Source organism: Dactylosporangium aurantiacum (assembly GCF_000716715.1).
Classification (GTDB): Bacteria; Actinomycetota; Actinomycetes; order Mycobacteriales; family Micromonosporaceae; genus Dactylosporangium; species Dactylosporangium aurantiacum.
This window is the reverse complement of sequence record NZ_JNYJ01000048.1, coordinates 1-16,781: the sequence shown is the minus strand read 5'-3', so window position 1 is coordinate 16,781 and position 16,781 is coordinate 1. Positions and strand designations below refer to the sequence as shown.

Genomic DNA, 16,781 nt, shown 5'->3' with positions numbered 1-16,781 from the left:
AGCGGGCCGTGGCCCGCTCCCCGCTCGCCTACTTGTAGAGCTTCGGGGTGGCCTTGTTGACGCCCGGCACACTGGTGGTGGTCCGTTTCGCCGCGAGGCTCCGCTTCGCCGACCTGCCGGCCGCCGCCGCGTCGTGCGGGTTGTAGTCGTAGTGGCCCGCCACGCAGATCGAGTCGCCGATCGGCGCGATGAGCGCGTCGGGCAGGGCGAGATAGCCGCCGAGCATGACGGCCTCGTGGATGCTGCCGGAGCCTTCCGACAGGTACTGCGCGACCGGCCCGTAGAGCTGGTCGGGGTCGGTGAGCAGCAGCGGGCCGTAGGTGCCGCCGATCATCGCGCCGCCGGTGAGGGCGTCCTGCCAGCCGCGGTTGGTCGAGAGGGCGACGTTGAACGGGGCGGCGAAGAAGAACGAGGCGAGGGCGATCGCGGTGTCCATCTCGTTGTCGCCGACGAGCGGGTAGTACGGCGAGCCGTTGGGCCAGTCGAGGTCCGCCTGCAGCAGGGCGGTGTCGCCCGGGCCGCCGGCGGTCACGATGAGAGTGCCGCCGTTCTCGTAGTCCGGGTTGAGGTGGTTGAGGTAGTCCGCGGAGACGTCCGGCATCTCCTCGCCGTCAGTGAGGACGATGACGGTGCCCGGGTTGGCGCCCGCGGCCGCGCCGGCGGCGAGCGCGTCGTAGTAGTTCGCGCCGGTCGTCACGATCGCCGCGGCGGGCGTCTCCCCGCCGGTGATCTGCTGGTCGATCGCGATCGCCGTCTCGAAGTGCGTGGCGCCCCACAGCCGGGTGACCTGGTAGCCGAGGTTCTTCAGCTGGGTCTGGATCCCCTGCGGCAGGGCCAGTGTGCCGCCGAGCAGGTAGATAGTGCCGGTGCTGCCCAGGACCCGCTTGATCTCGGCCAGGACGCGGGCCTCGACGGTGTTGCCGGGCTTGGTGATCAGCAGCGGCGCGTGCTCGTTGACGGCGAGCGCCGAGCCGACCAGCGCGTCGAGATACGTGTCGCTGCGGGACAGTACGACCGCGTTGGCGTCGCCGTCGCCGAAGTTGCGCTGGGACGTCGCGATCGCGGTCTCGGTCCCGTCGTTGCCCCAGACGCGGTTGACCGCGTCGCGCTGAAGGCCCTGGAGCACGGGCGTGGTGCCGCCGCTCTTCACGGTGCTGACCTGCTTCGACGCCACGTCGACCCGCTTGATCACGGCGCCGGTGGTGGCGTAGACGACACTCTCGCCGTCGGGTGCGTACGCGGGGTCGGTCGCGTCGCCGCCGGTGGTCAGCTGTACCCGGTTGCCACCGTCGATGTCGGCGATCCACAGGTCACCGGCGGCGAGGTAGACGAAGCGCTCCCCGTCGGGCGCGAAGTCCGGGTTGGTGCCGTCGTCGATCAGCTTGACGTGGTAGAACCCGCCCTCCTCCCACTTGTAGATGGCACCTTCCCGCTCGAAGATGACATCCCCGTAGAGGGATACGGAGGGGTTGACGTCGACGTGCTGGCTCTCCGGGTTGCCGCCCAGGTAGTCGACGTAGAACGTGCCGTCGCTGGACGTGCTCTTCAACTGGCGGTTGCTCTCGTAGTAGATGAGGTCACCGGTGGCGTTCCACGTCGGGTCGGTGACGGTGCCGTAGTAGGGGTCCGTGAGCGTGAGCGCCGGACCGCCGTCGTAACGGACGGTCTTGATGCTGCCGTCGGTAGACAGGTAGGCGAAGCGGCTGCCGTCCGGCGACCAGGCGCCCTTGCCGACCACGTCGGTCGCCAGCACCTTGGCGCCGGAGCCGTCCTGGGCCGCGACGTAGACGGTGCTGCCGACGTTGTAGGAGAGGTTTCCGACATCGCCGTAGGTGGACGCGCCGGCACTCGTGACGGTCGCGGCGACCGTCACGAGGGTCACGCCGCCGATGATGACCTGGCGAACGTTGCGATGAAGCAAGATCGATCCTCCCCGAAGGATGTGAACGGACATCACCTGCCGTGAGGCACCTGCCGCGGCGAGCGGCGGCTCCGGTCGAAGTCCGATCGGGAGTGTAAGCATGAATGTTTGTCGTGTGCCGTACCGGAATCGGCTCCGGCCGAACGGCCGATGGGCAAACCTGGACATCATGGGCAGAACGCGGAACGGGCCCGCCAGGCTCCACCGGGACCCGTTCCTGATGCGATCGTCAGCGCCCGGCCCGCAGGCCGGGCACGCTCTTCGGGTCGAGGTCCGCGTGCGGGACCAGGGACCTCGGCTGGGCCGGCTGCGCCCGCAGCTGGGTCTTTCCGGCCGCCAGCCCGCCCGGGAAGTACGTGAACTGCGCGCTGAACGCGTTGCCGTACGGCTCGATGAGCGCGTCCGGCAGGGCCAGGTAGCCGCCCAGCATGACGCCGTACCAGATGCTCGCCGAGTTCTCCGCGAGGTACTCCGTGACCCCGCCGTCGAGTCGGTCCGGCGCGGTGAGCAGTAGCGGGCCGTGGCTCGCGCCGATCATCGCGCCGCCGGTGAGGGCGTCCTGCCAGCCGCGGTTGGTGGAGATCGCCACGAAGGTCGGCGTCGAGAAGAAGAATTTGGCCAGCTGCAGCGCCGTGCTGATCTCGTCGTTGCCGACCAGGCGGTAGGCGTCGTTCATGGTGAAGCCGGCCCAGTTGCCGAGCTGTCCCCTCGACAGCGCGTTGGCCAGCGCCGTGTCGCCGGGACCGCCCGCCGTGACGACCGCGACCTTGCTGGGGTCGAGGCTGTTGAGGTACGCCGCCGACGACGGCGGCATCGTGCCGCCGTCGGTGAGGATGATCGCGGTGTCGCCGACGGCGCCCGCGGCCGCCCCGGCAGCTAGGGCGTCGTAGTAGTTCGCGCCGGTCGTGACGATCGCGACCTGCGGGTCGGTGGTGATCTGCTGGTTGATCGCGACCGCGGTCTCGTAGTGGTTCTGGCCCCAGATGCGGTGCACCGTGTACCCGAGGTTCTTGAGCTGGGTCTCGATGCCCTCCGGCAGGGCCAGGGTGCCGCCGAGCAGGTACACGTCGCCGTGGCCGCCCAGGACCCGGCCGATCTCGCTGACGACGCGCGGCTCGACGGTGTTGCCCGGTTTGGTGATCAGCAGCGGCGCGTCGTTCTTGATGGCGAGCGCCGAGCCGACCAGGGCGTCGAGGTAGGTGTCGCTGCGGGTCAGCACGACGGCGCCCGCCTCGATCCGGCCGGCGTCGTCCCCGCCCTGGCCGTCGTCGACGTAGTTCCACTGGGAGGTGGCGATGGCAGTGGCGACGCCGTCACTGCCCCAGACCCGCTCGACCCCGTTGGTGTTGAGGGTCTGCCAGGCCGGCGCGGTCCCGGCGGCCTTGATGGTGCTCAGCCCGGTGCCGTCGATCTTGATCTTCTTCAGCGCGCCCGCGGTGGAGAAGGCGATCTCGGTGCCGTCGGGCGAGTACGCCGGGTCGCTGGCCGTGCCGTCGGTGGTCAGCTGCTGCTTGTCGCTGCCGTCGGCGGCGGCGGTCCACAGGTTGCCGGCGAAGATGTAGGCGAAGCGGTCCCCGTCCGGCGCGAAGTCCGGGCTGGCGCCGTCGACCAGCTTGACCTCGACGCTCGGGTTTCCCTGGGGGTACTGCCAGATCGACACCGGCTGGCCGGGCGCCGTCCGCTCGAAGATGATCTGATACTGGGACGACACCGCCGGGTCGGTGTCCTGGTAGGCGTTGCCGTGATCCGCGCCGAGCGGTTCCGCTTCCGCGGAGCCGTCGCTGACGGCGCCGAACAGGTGACCGTTGCGGCTGAAGTAGAGATACCGGCCGCCGGGGCTCCACTCCGGGTCGATGTCGGCGGCGTCGCCGGTGATCTGGACGGTCCAGCCTCCGGTGTTACGGACGCTGACGAGGCCGCCGAGGGACGAGTACGCGTAGCGGCTGCCGTCGTCCGACCAACTGCCGGTGGTGCCGGGCGTGGCGGAGCTGCTCGACATGAGGGTGGCGCCGCTGCCGTCCGGGTTGGCGCGGTACAGGGCGCCACCGACCCGGTAGGCGACCTGCCCGACCTCGCCGGGCTGGGTTGCGTTGGCCGCCGTGGCGGTCGCGGCGACCGTCGCGAGGGTGACACCGCCGACGATGATCCGGCGGGCGTAGGTGTGGGACACGATGGTTCCTCCCCGTGACGGGAACGGCCCCGGCGGTGATACGCCGGGGCCGTCCTGTTGAGCCGTGCTGCTTACTTGGCTGCCTTGGGTGTGACCGCCGTCAGACCGGGCACCTTGGTGGCGCCGCCGTCGGCGTCGGCCTTCGGCGTGACGGTCTGCGCGCGCAGCGCCGTCTTGCCACCCGCGGCGGAGAGCTGCGCCGTGAGGTCCTCGAACTCCCACTGACCGGTGACGGCGATGTTGTTGCCGATCGTCCCGATGAGGGAGTCCGGCAGGGCAAGGTAGCCACCGAGCATCACGCCGCCGACGATGCTGCCCGCACCCTCGGAGAGGTAGGTGGCGACCGGGCCGTACAGGGCGTTGGGGTTGGTGAGCAGCAGCGGACCGTAGGCCGCGCCGATCATCGCACCGCCGGTGAGGGCGTCCTGCCAGCCGCGGTTGGTGGAGATCGCGGCCGCGACCGGTGCGGCGAAGAAGAACTGGGCCAGCGCGACCGCGGTGTCCATCTCGTTGTTGCCGACCAGCGGGAAGTAGAACCAGTCGTCGCCCCACGTGTACAGCTGCCCGCGGAAGTAGGCGTTCTCGAGCGCGCTGTTGCCCGGGCCGCCGGCCGTCACGATGGCCGTGCCACCGTTCTGGTAGTACGGGCTCAGGCTGTTGAGGTAGTTCGCCGACGCGGCCGGCATGTTGACCCCGTCGGTGAGGACGATGACGGTGTCGGGGTTGGCGCCCGCGGCCGCACCGGCGGCGAGGGCGTCGTAGTAGTTCGCGCCGGTGGTGACGATCGCGGTCTGCGGATCGGTGGTGATCTGCTTGTTGATCTCGATCGCCGTGTCGTAGTGCGTGGCGCCCCAGAGCCGGTGCACGGAGTACCCGAGGCTCGTCAGCTGGGACTCGATGCCGGCCGGCAGGGCGAGCGTGCCGCCCAGCAGGTAGACGTCGCCGGACGTGCCGAGGACCCGCTTGACCTCGGCGAGGACCCGCGGCTCGACGGTGTTGCCGCGAGCGGTGATCAGCAGCGGCGCGTGCTTGTTGATGGCGAGCGCCGAGCCGACCAGGGCGTCGAGGTAGGTGTCGCTGCGCGACAGCACGACCGCGCCGGCCGGGACGCGGCCCCGGTCGTCCTCGGTGGCGCCCGCGTCGAGGTAGTTCCACTGCGAGGTGGCGATCGCGGTGTCGGTGCCGTCGGCACCCCACACGCGCTGCACCACGTTGGTCCGCACGCCCTGCGAGGTCGGGGCGGTGCCCGCCTTGACCGTCGCGGACTGCTTCGACACGACGTCGACCTTCTTCACCGAGCCGCCGGAGGAGTAGACGACGCTCGCGCCGTCGGCGGAGAACGCCGGGTCGCTCGCGCCACCGTCGGTGGTCAGCTGGGTCTTGTTGCCGCCCGCGCTGTCGGCGGTCCACACGTTGCCCGCCGACACGTAGACGAACGTGTCGCCGCCCGGCGCGAAGTCCGGGTTGGTGGCGCCGCTGACCAGCAGGGTCGGGCTGGCCGGGGTAGCGGGGTTGTACCGGTAGACCGAGCCCGACCGCTCGAAGATGACGTCGTTGGCGTCGGACACGGAGGGGTTGATGTCGTTGTACCCGCCCGGGTTCTCGCCCAGCGACCGCTCCCAGAAGGTGCCGTCGCTGGAGGTGTACCAGAGCTGGCCGTAGCGGCTGAAGTAGACGCGCTGGCCGTAGGCGCTCCATGACGGGTCGATGGCGACGCCGTCCTGCGGGTCCGTGAGGGTGAGTGGCGTGCCGCCGTTGTGGCGGACGGTCTTGATGCTGCCGTCGGTGGCGGCGTAGGCGAAGCGGCTGCCGTCCGGCGACCATGCGCCGTTGCCGTTGACGCCGGAGGCCAGCACCGTGGGTCCGGAGCCGTCCTGGTTGGCGACGTAGGCGGTGGATCCGACGTTGTAGGTGAGCATTCCTACGTCGCCCTGGTGTGCTGCGTTGGCCGCCGTGGCGGTCGCGGCGACCGACGCGAGGGTTACGCCGCCGATGGCGATTCGGCGCACGTAAGCACGAGACAAATTGATCCTCCCCGAAAAGGATTGAACGGACCACCGCACGGATGACCGAACCGCACTCGCTTCCACCGAGGCGTCGAGGCGGGGTCCGACCGGGAGTTTAATCATGAATCTTCTTTCCCGTTGCCCCCGTTTTCGAGGTCCTGGCTGAACGTCTGATGATCAAACCGGGACATCGAGGAGGTCTCGGTCAAAGATCCGGACCGTCCACACCGGACGGGAAGCGCGACGGGCCCCGGCGAGATCCGCCGGGGCCCGCGCTGGTCGTGCTGTGGTGCCTACTTGACGGTCGTGGGCGCGACCGTGGTGAGGCCGGGCACCTTCGCGTTCGTCACGACGGTGTCGGCGCCGGTCGTCGGCGTGGCGGTCTGCCCGCGCAGCCCGTTGCCGGCCACGGCGATCTGGCCGTCGATGAAGTCGAACTGGCCGGCCACCGCGATCGCGTCGCCGACGGTCGGGGCGAGGTTGTCCGGCAGTGCCAGGTAGCCGCCGAGCATCACGGCGTGGGAGATGCTGCCCGCGCCCTCGGAGAGGTAGGTGGCGACCGGGCCGTACAGGCCACCGGTGTTGTCGACGAGCAGCAGCGGTCCGTCCGCCGCGCCGATCATCGCGCCGCCGGTGAGGGCGTCCTGCCAGCCGCGGTTGGTGGCCAGCGCCACGGAGAGCGGCGACGCGAAGAAGAACTGGGCCAACTGGACCGCGGTGTCCTTCTCGTTGTCGCCGACCAGCGGCCAGTAGCCCCAGGCGTCGCCCCACGCGGGCAGCTGCCCGCGCAGGTAGGCGTACTGCAGTGCGGTGTTGCCCGGGCCGCCCGCGGTGACGATGGCCGTGCCACCGTGCTCGTAGTCCGGGTTGAGGCCGTTGAGGTAGTTCGCCGACGCGGCCGGCATGTTGACACCATCGGTGAGGACGATGACCGTGCCGGGGTTCGGGCCCGTCGCCGCACCGGCGGCCAGGGCGTCGTAGTAGTTCGCGCCGGTGGTGACGATCGCGGTGCGCGGATCGGGCGTGATCTGCTTGTTGATCTCGATCGCCGTGTCGTAATGCGTGTTGCCCCAGAGCCGGTGCACCTGGTAGCCGAGGTTCCGGAGCTGGGTCTCGATCCCCGCCGGCAGGGCGAGCGTGCCGCCCAGCAGGTAGATGTCGCTGTTCGAGCCCAGGATCCGCTTGATCTCGTCGAGGACCCGGGGCTCGACCGTGCTGCCCGGTGCGGTGATCAGCAGCGGCGCCTGCTTGCTGATGGCGAGCGCCGAGCCGACCAGGGCGTCGAGGTAGGTGTCGCTGCGCGACAGCACCACCGCGTGGGCGTGGACCCGGCCCTGTTCGTCACTGCCGTTGGGGTTGCCGAGGTCGAGGTAGTTCCACTGCGAGGTGGCGATCGCGGTGCCGGTGCCGTCGGCACCCCAGATGCGCTGCACCACGTTGCGCCGGACGCCCTGCGAGGTCGGGGCGCTGCCGTTGTCCTTGACCGTCGCGGACTGCTTCGAGGCGACGTCGACCTTCTTCACCGCGTTGCCGGAGGCGTAGACGACGCTGGCGCCGTCGGCGGAGAAGGCGGGGCTGCTGGCGCCGCCCTCGGTGGTCAGCTGGGTCTTGTTGCCGCCGTCGCTGTCGGCGACCCACAGATTGCCCGCCGACACGTAGACGAACCTCCCGCCGCCCGGCGCGAAGTCCGGGTCGGTGGCCGCGTCGACCAGCTTGGTCGGGCTGCCGGGGCTTCCGGCGTTGTACTTGTAGACCGCGCCGGACCGCTCGAAGATGATGTCGCCGTCGTCGGACGCGGACGGGTTGACGTCGACGAACCCGCCGGGGTTCTCGTTCAGCGGGGCCTCCCAGAAGGTGCCGTCACTGGACGTGGACCACAGCTGGCCGTTGCGGCTGAAATAGATCCACCGGCCCCGGGCCGACCAGGTCGGGTCGGTGGCGACGCCGGCCTGCGGATCCGTGAGGTTGAGCGGCGTGCCGCCGTACTGGCGGACGGTCTTGATGCCGCCGTCGGTCGCGGCGTACACGAAGCGGCTGCCGTCCGGCGACCACGCGCCGTTGCCGTTGACGCCGGTGGCCAGCACCGTCGCCCCGGAGCCGTCCTGGTTGGCCACATAGACCGTGGATCCGACGTTGTAGGTGAGCTTCCCTACCTCACCCTGGTGCGCTGCGTCGGCCCCGGTGGCGGTCGCGGCGACCGACGCGAGGACGACGCCGCCGACAGCGAGCCGGCGCACGTAGACACGAGACAAATTGATCCTCCCCCGTACAAGGACTGAACGGACCACCGCACGGATGACCGGACCGGGCATCGAGGCGGGGGTCCGCCCGGGAGCTTAGTCATTCATCCCTGTCGCCGTTGTCCCTGTTCACGGCCGGTGGCCCCGTGTCCGGGGCACCCCGGCTGAACGCCCGATGAACGTGCGGCGACATCGCGCCCCGGCCGCCACCGATCGTCCACGTTGGACGTCAGCCGGTTGGCACTGGCGGAAGCGCCGGGGGCGGCCTATTCTTGGAAGCAGTAGACCGGCGCCTTCCCCCGTGGGTGCCGGTCTCACTATTTCTCCGGCCGGGTGCTCACCGCCGGGCGCCGACCAGGGCCGTGGCCACCGCCACCAGCGCCGTCCCGCCGGCCAGCGCACCGATCGTGCCCCACGGCACACTCACCGTCACCGGCCCGGCGATCCTGAGCAGCGTCGCCCACAGCCCGCCGACCGCGACCACGGTGACCGCCGCCGCGAGCACCACCCCCAGCGCCACGGTGACCAGCACCTCCACCGCCGTCCAGGCGAGGACCTGGACCCGGCTGGCGCCGAGCAGCCCCAGGCTGCGGCGCTCCCCCGCCCGGTCCGGCGCCGCCATCAGCAGCGTGTTGACCAGCGCCAGAGTGGTGTAGGCCAGCACGATGCCGAGCACGACCAGCAGGCCGAGCCGGCTGGCCGAGCCCTGCCCGGCGTCCTGCGCGGCCAGCCACGCGGCGCGGGACACCACACTCGCCCGGTGCCCGTCGGCGGCGCCGCGCAGCGCCGCGGCCACCGCCGCCCGGTCGGCGCCGGGACGCAGCCGCACGTAAGCGACCTGCGGCAGCCCGCCGAACGCCTTCGACGCCCCGACGTACGCGTCCGCCGGGTCGCCGGACGGCAGCACCTCGATCACCCGCAGCTCGGCGCGGCTGCCGTCGGCGAGCCACACCCGGGCCGGGTCGCCGACCCGCAGGCCCCAGTCGGCGGCGACCTTGATCCCGTCCTCGGGCACACCGTCCACCGCCTCGGCCGGGCGCTGGATCAGTGCGGTGTCGCCCTCGAGGGTGTACACGCTGGTGGCGGCGCTGACGATGACGTCGGCGCCGGGCACGCCGCGCAGCCCGGCGACGAGCTGGCGGTCCAGGCCGGCGGTGCCGTCCGGCAGGACCAGGAAGTCGGCGCGCACCGGCCGGGCGCGCAGCACGTGCTTCGCCGCGTCGGTCAGGTCCGACGCGATCAGCAGCGAGGCCGCCAGCCCGACGGTGACCAGCACCGGCGCGGCCACCGCCGCGGTACGCCGGGCCGAGGCGGTCACGTTGCGCAGCGCGAGCAGCAGCCCGGTGCCGGGCGGCGCGGCGCCCCCGGCCCGGCGGGCGACCAGCCCCACGAGCGCCGGCGCGAGCAGGCCGGCCGCGGCGACCAGGAGCATGACAACCGGCATGTAGCTCTTGCGGTTGGTCGCCGACCCGGGGTCGCCGATCGCGGTGACGGCCATCGTGACCAGGGCCGTGGCGAGGGTGAGCCCGCCGATGACCCACCGGGCCGGGGGCATGGTCCGCGACTCGACGGCGCTCTCGCGCAGCGCCTCGCCGGGGCGGACCCGGCCGGCCCGCCACGCGGCGGTGACCGCGCCGAGCAGGGCCACGGCGACGCCGGTGCCGAACGCGGTCCAGGCCGGCCAGCGCGCCCCGCTCACCGTGTGCACCCAGTCCGGCGCCATGCCGCGCCCGCGCAGCAGATCCAGCACCGGCGGCGCCAGCGACGGGCCGGCCAGCGCCCCGATCGCCGCGGCGGCCAGCGAGACCAGCAGCGCCTCGCAGTACACCAGCCGCCGGATCTGACCGGGGAGCGCGCCGGCGGCCCGCAGCAGCGCGAACTCCTGCCGCCGCTGCCCGACGGCGAACGCGAACGTCGAGGCCACGACGAAGACGGCGACGAACGCGGCGAAACCGAGGGCGATGCCGACGATCGTGTTGGCGTTGTTGCGGGCCCGGCCGTCGGCGGCCCGGCCCGGGTCGAGGCGGGCCCGGTCGTCGCCGGTCAGGACCCTGGCCCGGCCACCGACGGCGGCGCGGACCTCGTCGGCGCCGCCGGCCGGCAGCAGCGCGTCGACCTGCGGCCGGAGCCTCGCCGCGGTGGCGTCGGCGAAGAACAGCCCTTCCGGCACGACGCCGGTCAGGGTGTACGCGCGCACCCCGTCGCCGGTCACCACCCGCACCCGCGCCCCGAGCGGGTGGCCCGCGGCGGCGATCTCGTCGTCGCCGGCCGGGGCCCGGCCGGACAGCAGCGCCGGCGCCACCGCCCACGGCCGCCCGACGCCGTCACCGTGTCCGCCTTCGGCGAGGTACGCCGGGATGATGCGGTCGATCCTGGCGCCGGGCAGGGCGGCCACCACGTCCGCGGGCAGGCCGGGCGACACCGCGAGGGGCGCGCTGTCCCCGCCCCGCCAGGTCGGCACGGTCAGCGTGTCGTACGGCGCGACCACGACCGGGTGCGCCGCGTACCGCTGCGGCGCCCGGTCCGGCGCTGTGACCGTGGTGGCGAGGACCTGGCCCATCGCCGCGACGAGGGCGCTGCCGAGGGCGAGCGCGACGAACGTCCCGGCGAACGACAACCACCGCAGCCGCAACGTCGCCACCGCGATACCGATCATTCCGGTCATGCCGCCACCTCCGCTGCTGCGCCAAGCCCGGTCATGCTTGCCGCCACGGCGTCGGCGGTGGGGGTGTCGAGGCTGCCGGCGATCCGGCCGTCGGTCAGGAACAGCACCCGGTCCGCGGCCGCGGCGGCGACCGGGTCGTGGGTGACCATGACGATCGTCTGGTGGTGCGCGTCGACGAGGGTGCGCAGCAGCCGCAGCACGTCCCGGCCGGTGGCGCGGTCCAGGGCGCCGGTCGGCTCGTCGGCGAAGAGCACCGCCGGGCCGGTGACCAGAGCGCGGGCGATCGCGACCCGCTGCTGCTGGCCACCGGACAGCTCGTGCGGCCGGTGCCCGGCCCGATCCAGGAGGCCGACCGCGGTGAGGGCCCGGTCGACGGTGCCCTGGCCGGGACGGCGGCCGGCGAGGCGCAGCGGCAGGCCCACGTTCTGCCGGGCGGTGAGGGCGGGCAGCAGGTTGAACGCCTGGAACACGAAGCCGATCCGGTCGCGGCGCAGCAGGGTGAGCCGGCGTTCGCTGAGCCCGGTGAGGTCCTGCCCGGCGAGCGTGACCCGGCCGGCGGTGGGCCGGTCGAGCCCGGCGGCGCACTGCAGCAGCGTCGACTTGCCGGACCCCGAGGGGCCCATGACGGCGGTGAACGTCCCCGCCGGGAACGCGACCGTGACCGCGTCCAGCGCGGTGACACCGTTCGGGAACCGCCTGGTGACGGCGTCGAGCTCAACCATGTCCCGCACGGTATGGACCGCGGACTGGGGCGCGGTACCGGACACGTGACCAGTACCCTCGAATGATCATGCTGTGGGGGCGGGAAGCCGATCGGGCCGCGGCGGCCGCGGTGCTCGAGCGGGCCCGCGCCGGGCGCAGCGGCGCGCTGCTCGTGCGCGGCGACCCGGGCATCGGCAAGAGCGCGCTGCTGGACGACGTGGCCGCGGCCGCGACCGGCATGACGGTGCTGCGCTGCGCCGGGGTGGAGACCGAGGCGGAGGTGCCGTTCGCGTCGCTGCACCAGCTGCTCACCCCGGCGCTGGCACACCTCGGGCGGCTGCCGGACGTGCAGGCCGCGGCGCTGCGCGGCGCGCTCGGGCTGGGCCCGGCCGCCGGCGGCGACCAGCTGCTCGTCGGGGTGGCGGTGCTGACGCTGCTGGCCGAGCTGGCCGAGGACGAGCCGGTGCTGTGCGTCATCGACGACGCGCACTGGCTGGACCGCTCCTCGGCGCAGGCGCTGCGGTTCGTCGCCCGCCGGCTGCACGCCGAGCCGGTCGCGATGCTGTTCGGGGCCCGCGACGAGTTCGCCCCGGAGGGCCTGCCGGAGCACCGCCTCGCGGGGCTGGACCCGGACACCGCGGACGCCCTGCTGCGGCAGCTGCGCCCGGACCTGCCGCAGCGGATCCGGGTGCGGCTGGTGCGCGACAGCGCCGGCAACCCGCTCGCGCTGCGGGAGCTGCCCCGCGGGGCACCGCCGTTCGTGCCGGCCACGCTGCCGCGCCGGATCCAGGACGCGTTCGCGGCGAGGATCGACCGGCTGCCGCCGGACGGGAAGGCGATGCTGCTGATCGCCGCCGCCGAGGAGGGCCTCGGCCTGGTGCTGGAAGCGGCCGGGCAGCTCGGGGTGGCCCCGGACGGGCTCGGCGCGGCCGAGGAGGCCGGGCTGGTGACGGTCGCCGCGGGGCGGATCGTCTTCACCCATCCCCTGCTGCGGGCGGCGGCGTACCAGCAGACCACGTTCGACCGGCGGCTCGTCGTACACCGGACGCTGGCGCGACTCCTGCCGGCGGACGACGACCGCCGCGCCTGGCACCTGGCCGCCGCCGCGACCGGGCCGGACGAGGAGGCGGCGCTCGCCCTGGAACGCGCCGCCGAGCGGGCCCGCGGCCGCAAGGGCTACCCGGCCTCGGCGGCGGCCCTGCAGCGCGCCGCCCAGCTGACCGCCGACCCGGTGCGGCGCACCCGCCGGCTGGTCGCGGCCGCGGTCGCCGCGAACGACGCCGGCCAGCCGGACCTGACCCGGAAGTTCCTGGCCGGCTGCGACCCGGTCGACGGCGACGCGGTCCTGACGGCGCGGGTGTGCGAGCTGCGCGCCCGGCTCGCGTTCGACGAGGGGTCGGCGGCGGCCGCGCACGACCTGCTCGTCGCCGGGGCGCTCGCACTCGCGCCGGTCGACCGCCGGGCCGCCGGGCTGCTGCTGGTCGACGCGGCCCGCAACGCGTGGCAGCTCAGCGACCCGGCGCGGGTACAGGAGGCGGCGGCGCGGCTGCACGAGCTCGGGCTCACCCCGTCCGACGGTCTCGGCCCGGCCGTCGAGGCGGTCACGGCGGCGGCCCGGCTGCTCGTCGACGGTCCGGCGGCAGGTGTACCCGCGATGCGCGCGCTGACCCGCACCCGGACCGGCCCGCCGAACCTGCGGCTGAACGCCGCGTTCGTGGCGGGGCTCGTCGGCGACTTCGAGGCCGGGCGGGCGATCGCCCAGGACGTCGCCGACGAGGCGCGCGCGGAGGGCTCGATCGGCTGGCTGCCGCTGGCCCACGTGACCCTGGCCGCGGCGCAGCTCTACCTGGGCCGCTTCGCCGACGCGGCGGCCACCGCCACCGAAGGGCTGCGGCTGGCCGAGGACACCGGACAGCCGAACCGGGCCGGCTACCTGGAGGGCATCCTCGGCTGGATCCTCGCCGCGCGGGGCGACGCCGCCGGGTGTGCGGAGCTGGCCGGGCGCTGCCACGACCGGTACACCCGCAACCACATCGCCAACGGGCTCGCCTGGGCGCAATGGGCGCTGGCCCTGCTCGACCTGGGCCTGGGCCGGCCGGCGGAGGCGTCGGACCGGCTGGACGCGGCGCTCGCCGGCCCGGCCCGGCACCAGATCCAGGCCGTGTACAGCGCCCCCGACCAGGTGGAGGCGGCGACCCGGATCGGCGCCTACGAGCGGGCCGAGGACGCCTGCGCCCGCTTCGCCGCCTGGGCCGGCGCGGCCCGCCTCGACTGGGCCGACGCGGTCGCGCACCGCTGCCACGCCCTGCTGGAGCCGTCGTGGCCCATCGCGCGGCGGCACTTCGAGGCGGCGCTCGCCGGGCACGCCGCGGGCGGCAGCCCGTGGGAGGCGGCCCGCACCCGGCTGGCCTACGGCGAGCGGCTGCGCCGGGAGCGCCGCAAGGGCGAGGCCCGCACCCAGCTCCGCGCCGCCGCGGAGCTGTTCGACCGGCTCGGCGCCCGCCCCTGGCTCGACCGGGCCAACGCGGAGCTGCGCGCCGCCGGCGGTTTCGTCGAGCCCGCGCCGAGCTCGGTGTCGGTGCTGTCACCGCAGGAGCTGCAGATCGTCCGGCTGGTCGCCGCGGGCCTGACCAACCGAGAGATCGGCGCCCAGCTGTTCCTGTCACCGAAGACGGTGAGCTACCACCTGTACCGGGCGTTCCCGAAACTCAACGTGACCAGCCGCACCCAACTGGCCCGCCTCGACCTGTCCGGCTGAAGTGCGCAGGGCCGGACCCTGGCGGGAGTCCGGCCCTGCGCAGCGGCAGCGCGTCAGACGCGGTGCCACTTCTGGTTGGCGCCGCCCGTGCACTCCCACAGGTGCAGGACGGCGTCGTTGTTCGGGTTCCAGCCGGCGATGTCGACGCACTTGTTGGCCTGGGGGTTGACCAGGTCGCCGGCGGCGGACAGGACGAACTGCTGGGCGGGGTTGCCGCTGCAGTTGGCGATCTGGATGGCGGCGCCGTTGGCGGTGGAGCCCCACGCCACGTCCATGCACTTGTTGTTCTCGGTGCGCAGGGTGCCGTCGACCCAGGTCCAGCGCTGGTTGGTGCCGCCGGTGCAGTTCCACACGATGAGGCGCTGGCCGTCGTTGAAGTTCCAGTTCGGCACGTCGATGCACTTGCCGTGCCAGTCGCTGGCGATCGCGCTGACGTTGCCGGCCGGCGGCTGGGTCGTCGGCGGCTTCGTGGTCGGTGCGGTGGTGGTCGGCGTGGTGGTCGGCGGGGTCGTGCCGCCGACGAACGGGCTGAGCGTGATGCCGGCCGAGCGCGGGTCGCCGGAGTGCACCAGCGACTCCTGGTTCTGCACGTCGTCGAAGGCGAACCCGTACGCCTTCCCGTCGGCCATGTTCGCGTGGATGATCCGCGAGTAGTGGTTGGTCAGCGAGCTCTTGTAGAAGTCGGCCGCGCCGCCGCCGGGCTGGGTGTCGATGGTGCCGAGCGTGCCGCGGTGCAGCGCCGCGCAGAGGGTGCGGGCGATCGGGCCGACGACCTGGTCGTTGGGGGCGCCGAGGGCGCCGTCGCAGCCCCACACGTTGCTGGTGCTGGGCTTGTTGAACGACGCGACCTGCTGGCCGGAGCCGTTGGTGAAGGTCATGACGGTGCCGTTGGTGCGGCCGAAGTACTTGACGCCCGGCTGGTCGGTGAACGGGACCACGGTCAGCGTCTTGGACGTGTACGCGTTCCAGGCGTTGGTGATGTACGGGTCGAGGTACGTCGCGCTGAACAGCCCGGCGTCGGCGGCCTTGCCCGGCGCCAGCACGCGCAGCACGGTGCCGTCGGCGCGGGTGACCACGGTGTTGCCCCAGCCGGGCTGGGCCTTGACCTGGTTGATGACGTTCTGCCGGCCGTTGGCCACCGGCGCGCCGGTGCGGGTCGTCACGCCGTTGCCGCCGGTCACGCTGACCTCGTGCGGGACGGCGAACATGTCGACCTGCGAGCTGTTGAGCCACAGCCCGGCGTCGTTGTACGTGAACTCGCTCCAGTCGAACAGGATGTCGTGGTTGGGGTCGCTGGCCGACCACGGCGCCGGCTGCACGAGCCCGTCGGGGGTGAGGAAGAACTTGAGCTTCTGCCCCAGCGACATGTACACCCGGCCGGACAGGTTCTTCGGCAGCTGGATGGTGGTGCTCGCGCCGTTGGCGGGTCCGGCGATCGCGACGTCGGGTGCCGGGGAGGGCGGGTTCGACCCGGCGGCCCAGTTGGTGAACGTGCCGCCGGCGTTGACGTAGCCGAGCCGGCCCGTGGTCAGGTTGACGCCGAGGACGTAGAGGTAGACCGCGTCAGCGCGGCCCGTGGTGTTCTTGACCGTGAAGGGCAGCAGGTTGGGCCCGAGCGCCGACGCCGACGGCATGGCGGAGATGCCGACCGGCACCGCCACCGCCAGCGCGGCGAGCGCACCGAGCACTTTCGTCCTGAAACGCACCGAGAGACTCCTGGTCAGGATCTGCGAGCGGGTGAAGGAGACCATCTCCTGCGCCATGTCCGTGTCCCGGATGCGCGACTCGGACGCGGACAGGTTCTCCACCGCGGTGTTCAGGTTGTTGATCGTGTGCTCGAAGCGGTTCTGGTACGCACCGAGGGTCGCCCGAGCGGTGCTGACGCCCTTGATCGCGGAGTCGATCGCGGTGATCGCCGCCGAGGCGCCGGTCACCAGGTCGAGGGAGGCGACGCCGAGGCCGGACGCGTCGAAGCCGGTCACGGCGGTGACGCCACCGAAGGCGGCGGTGCCGAGGTTGACCGCGATCTGGTCCGCCGACGCGGTGTTGGCGCCGACCTGGAAGGTGCCGGTGTAGGCGCCCGACGGGTCGAGCAGCTTCTGCCCGCCGAACGCAGTCGTGGTGGCGATCCGGTCCAGCTCGGCGTTCAGCTGGGTGAACTCGGTCTGCGCGGCAGTACGCGCGTCGGTGTCCTGCGAACCGGTCGACGAGGCCTGGACCGACAGGTCGCGCATGCGCTGCAGGATGGAGTGCGTCTCGGTGAGCGCGCCTTCAGCGGTCTGCACGACCGAGATGCCGTCCTGCGCGTTGCGCACGGCG

Annotated in this window: 8 protein-coding genes; 1 reads left to right on the top strand and 7 read right to left on the bottom strand. The window is 72.9% G+C overall.

What is annotated here, in order from left to right; genetic code table 11:
- Positions 1–28: 28 nt before the first annotated feature.
- The 6 genes from OP18_RS40515 to OP18_RS40490 form a co-directional block, all read right to left on the bottom strand.
- Positions 29–1,882 (bottom strand): cell wall-binding repeat-containing protein, encoded by a 1,854-nt coding sequence (locus OP18_RS40515; RefSeq protein WP_033364511.1) that lies wholly within the window; start codon positions 1,880–1,882, stop codon positions 29–31.
- Positions 1,883–2,150: 268 nt separating this feature from the next.
- Entirely contained in the window at positions 2,151–4,091 is a 1,941-nt protein-coding gene (locus tag OP18_RS40510) for a cell wall-binding repeat-containing protein (protein WP_033364510.1), read from the bottom strand.
- Positions 4,092–4,162: 71 nt separating this feature from the next.
- Entirely contained in the window at positions 4,163–6,100 is a 1,938-nt protein-coding gene (locus OP18_RS40505; RefSeq protein ID WP_162189893.1) for a cell wall-binding repeat-containing protein, read from the bottom strand.
- Positions 6,101–6,390: 290 nt separating this feature from the next.
- On the bottom strand, positions 6,391–8,334 hold the full coding sequence (locus tag OP18_RS40500) for a cell wall-binding repeat-containing protein (protein ID WP_033364508.1): 1,944 nt from the start codon (positions 8,332–8,334) through the stop codon (positions 6,391–6,393).
- Positions 8,335–8,674: 340 nt separating this feature from the next.
- Positions 8,675–11,002, bottom strand: coding sequence for an FtsX-like permease family protein (locus OP18_RS40495; protein WP_156090134.1), 2,328 nt, complete (start codon positions 11,000–11,002; stop codon positions 8,675–8,677).
- Positions 10,999–11,724 carry an ABC transporter ATP-binding protein gene (locus OP18_RS40490; protein WP_033364540.1) on the bottom strand — a complete coding sequence of 242 codons (726 nt, stop codon included), beginning with the start codon at positions 11,722–11,724 and terminating at the stop codon, positions 10,999–11,001. Before OP18_RS40490 ends, OP18_RS40495 begins: the two co-directional genes overlap by 4 nt.
- Positions 11,725–11,792: 68 nt before the next feature.
- On the opposite strand from OP18_RS40490, the gene OP18_RS40485 reads away from it, so the two are divergent.
- Complete coding sequence (locus tag OP18_RS40485; RefSeq protein ID WP_033364539.1) at positions 11,793–14,462, top strand: AAA family ATPase; 2,670 nt, start codon at positions 11,793–11,795, stop codon at positions 14,460–14,462.
- A gap of 53 nt (positions 14,463–14,515) precedes the next feature.
- Here OP18_RS40485 and OP18_RS40480 read toward each other — a convergent pair.
- Positions 14,516–16,781 (bottom strand): flagellin (locus OP18_RS40480; RefSeq protein ID WP_081971532.1); only part of this gene is annotated, 2,266 nt, incomplete at its 5' end.

Bases quoted from the DNA above. Each gene is read 5' to 3' on its own strand.
- OP18_RS40495 (WP_156090134.1), bottom strand. From the start codon at position 11,002: ATGACCGGAATGATCGGTATCGCGGTGGCGACGTTGCGGCTGCGGTGG.
- OP18_RS40490 (WP_033364540.1), bottom strand. From the start codon at position 11,724: ATGGTTGAGCTCGACGCCGTCACCAGGCGGTTCCCGAACGGTGTCACC.
- OP18_RS40485 (WP_033364539.1), top strand. From the start codon at position 11,793: ATGCTGTGGGGGCGGGAAGCCGATCGGGCCGCGGCGGCCGCGGTGCTC.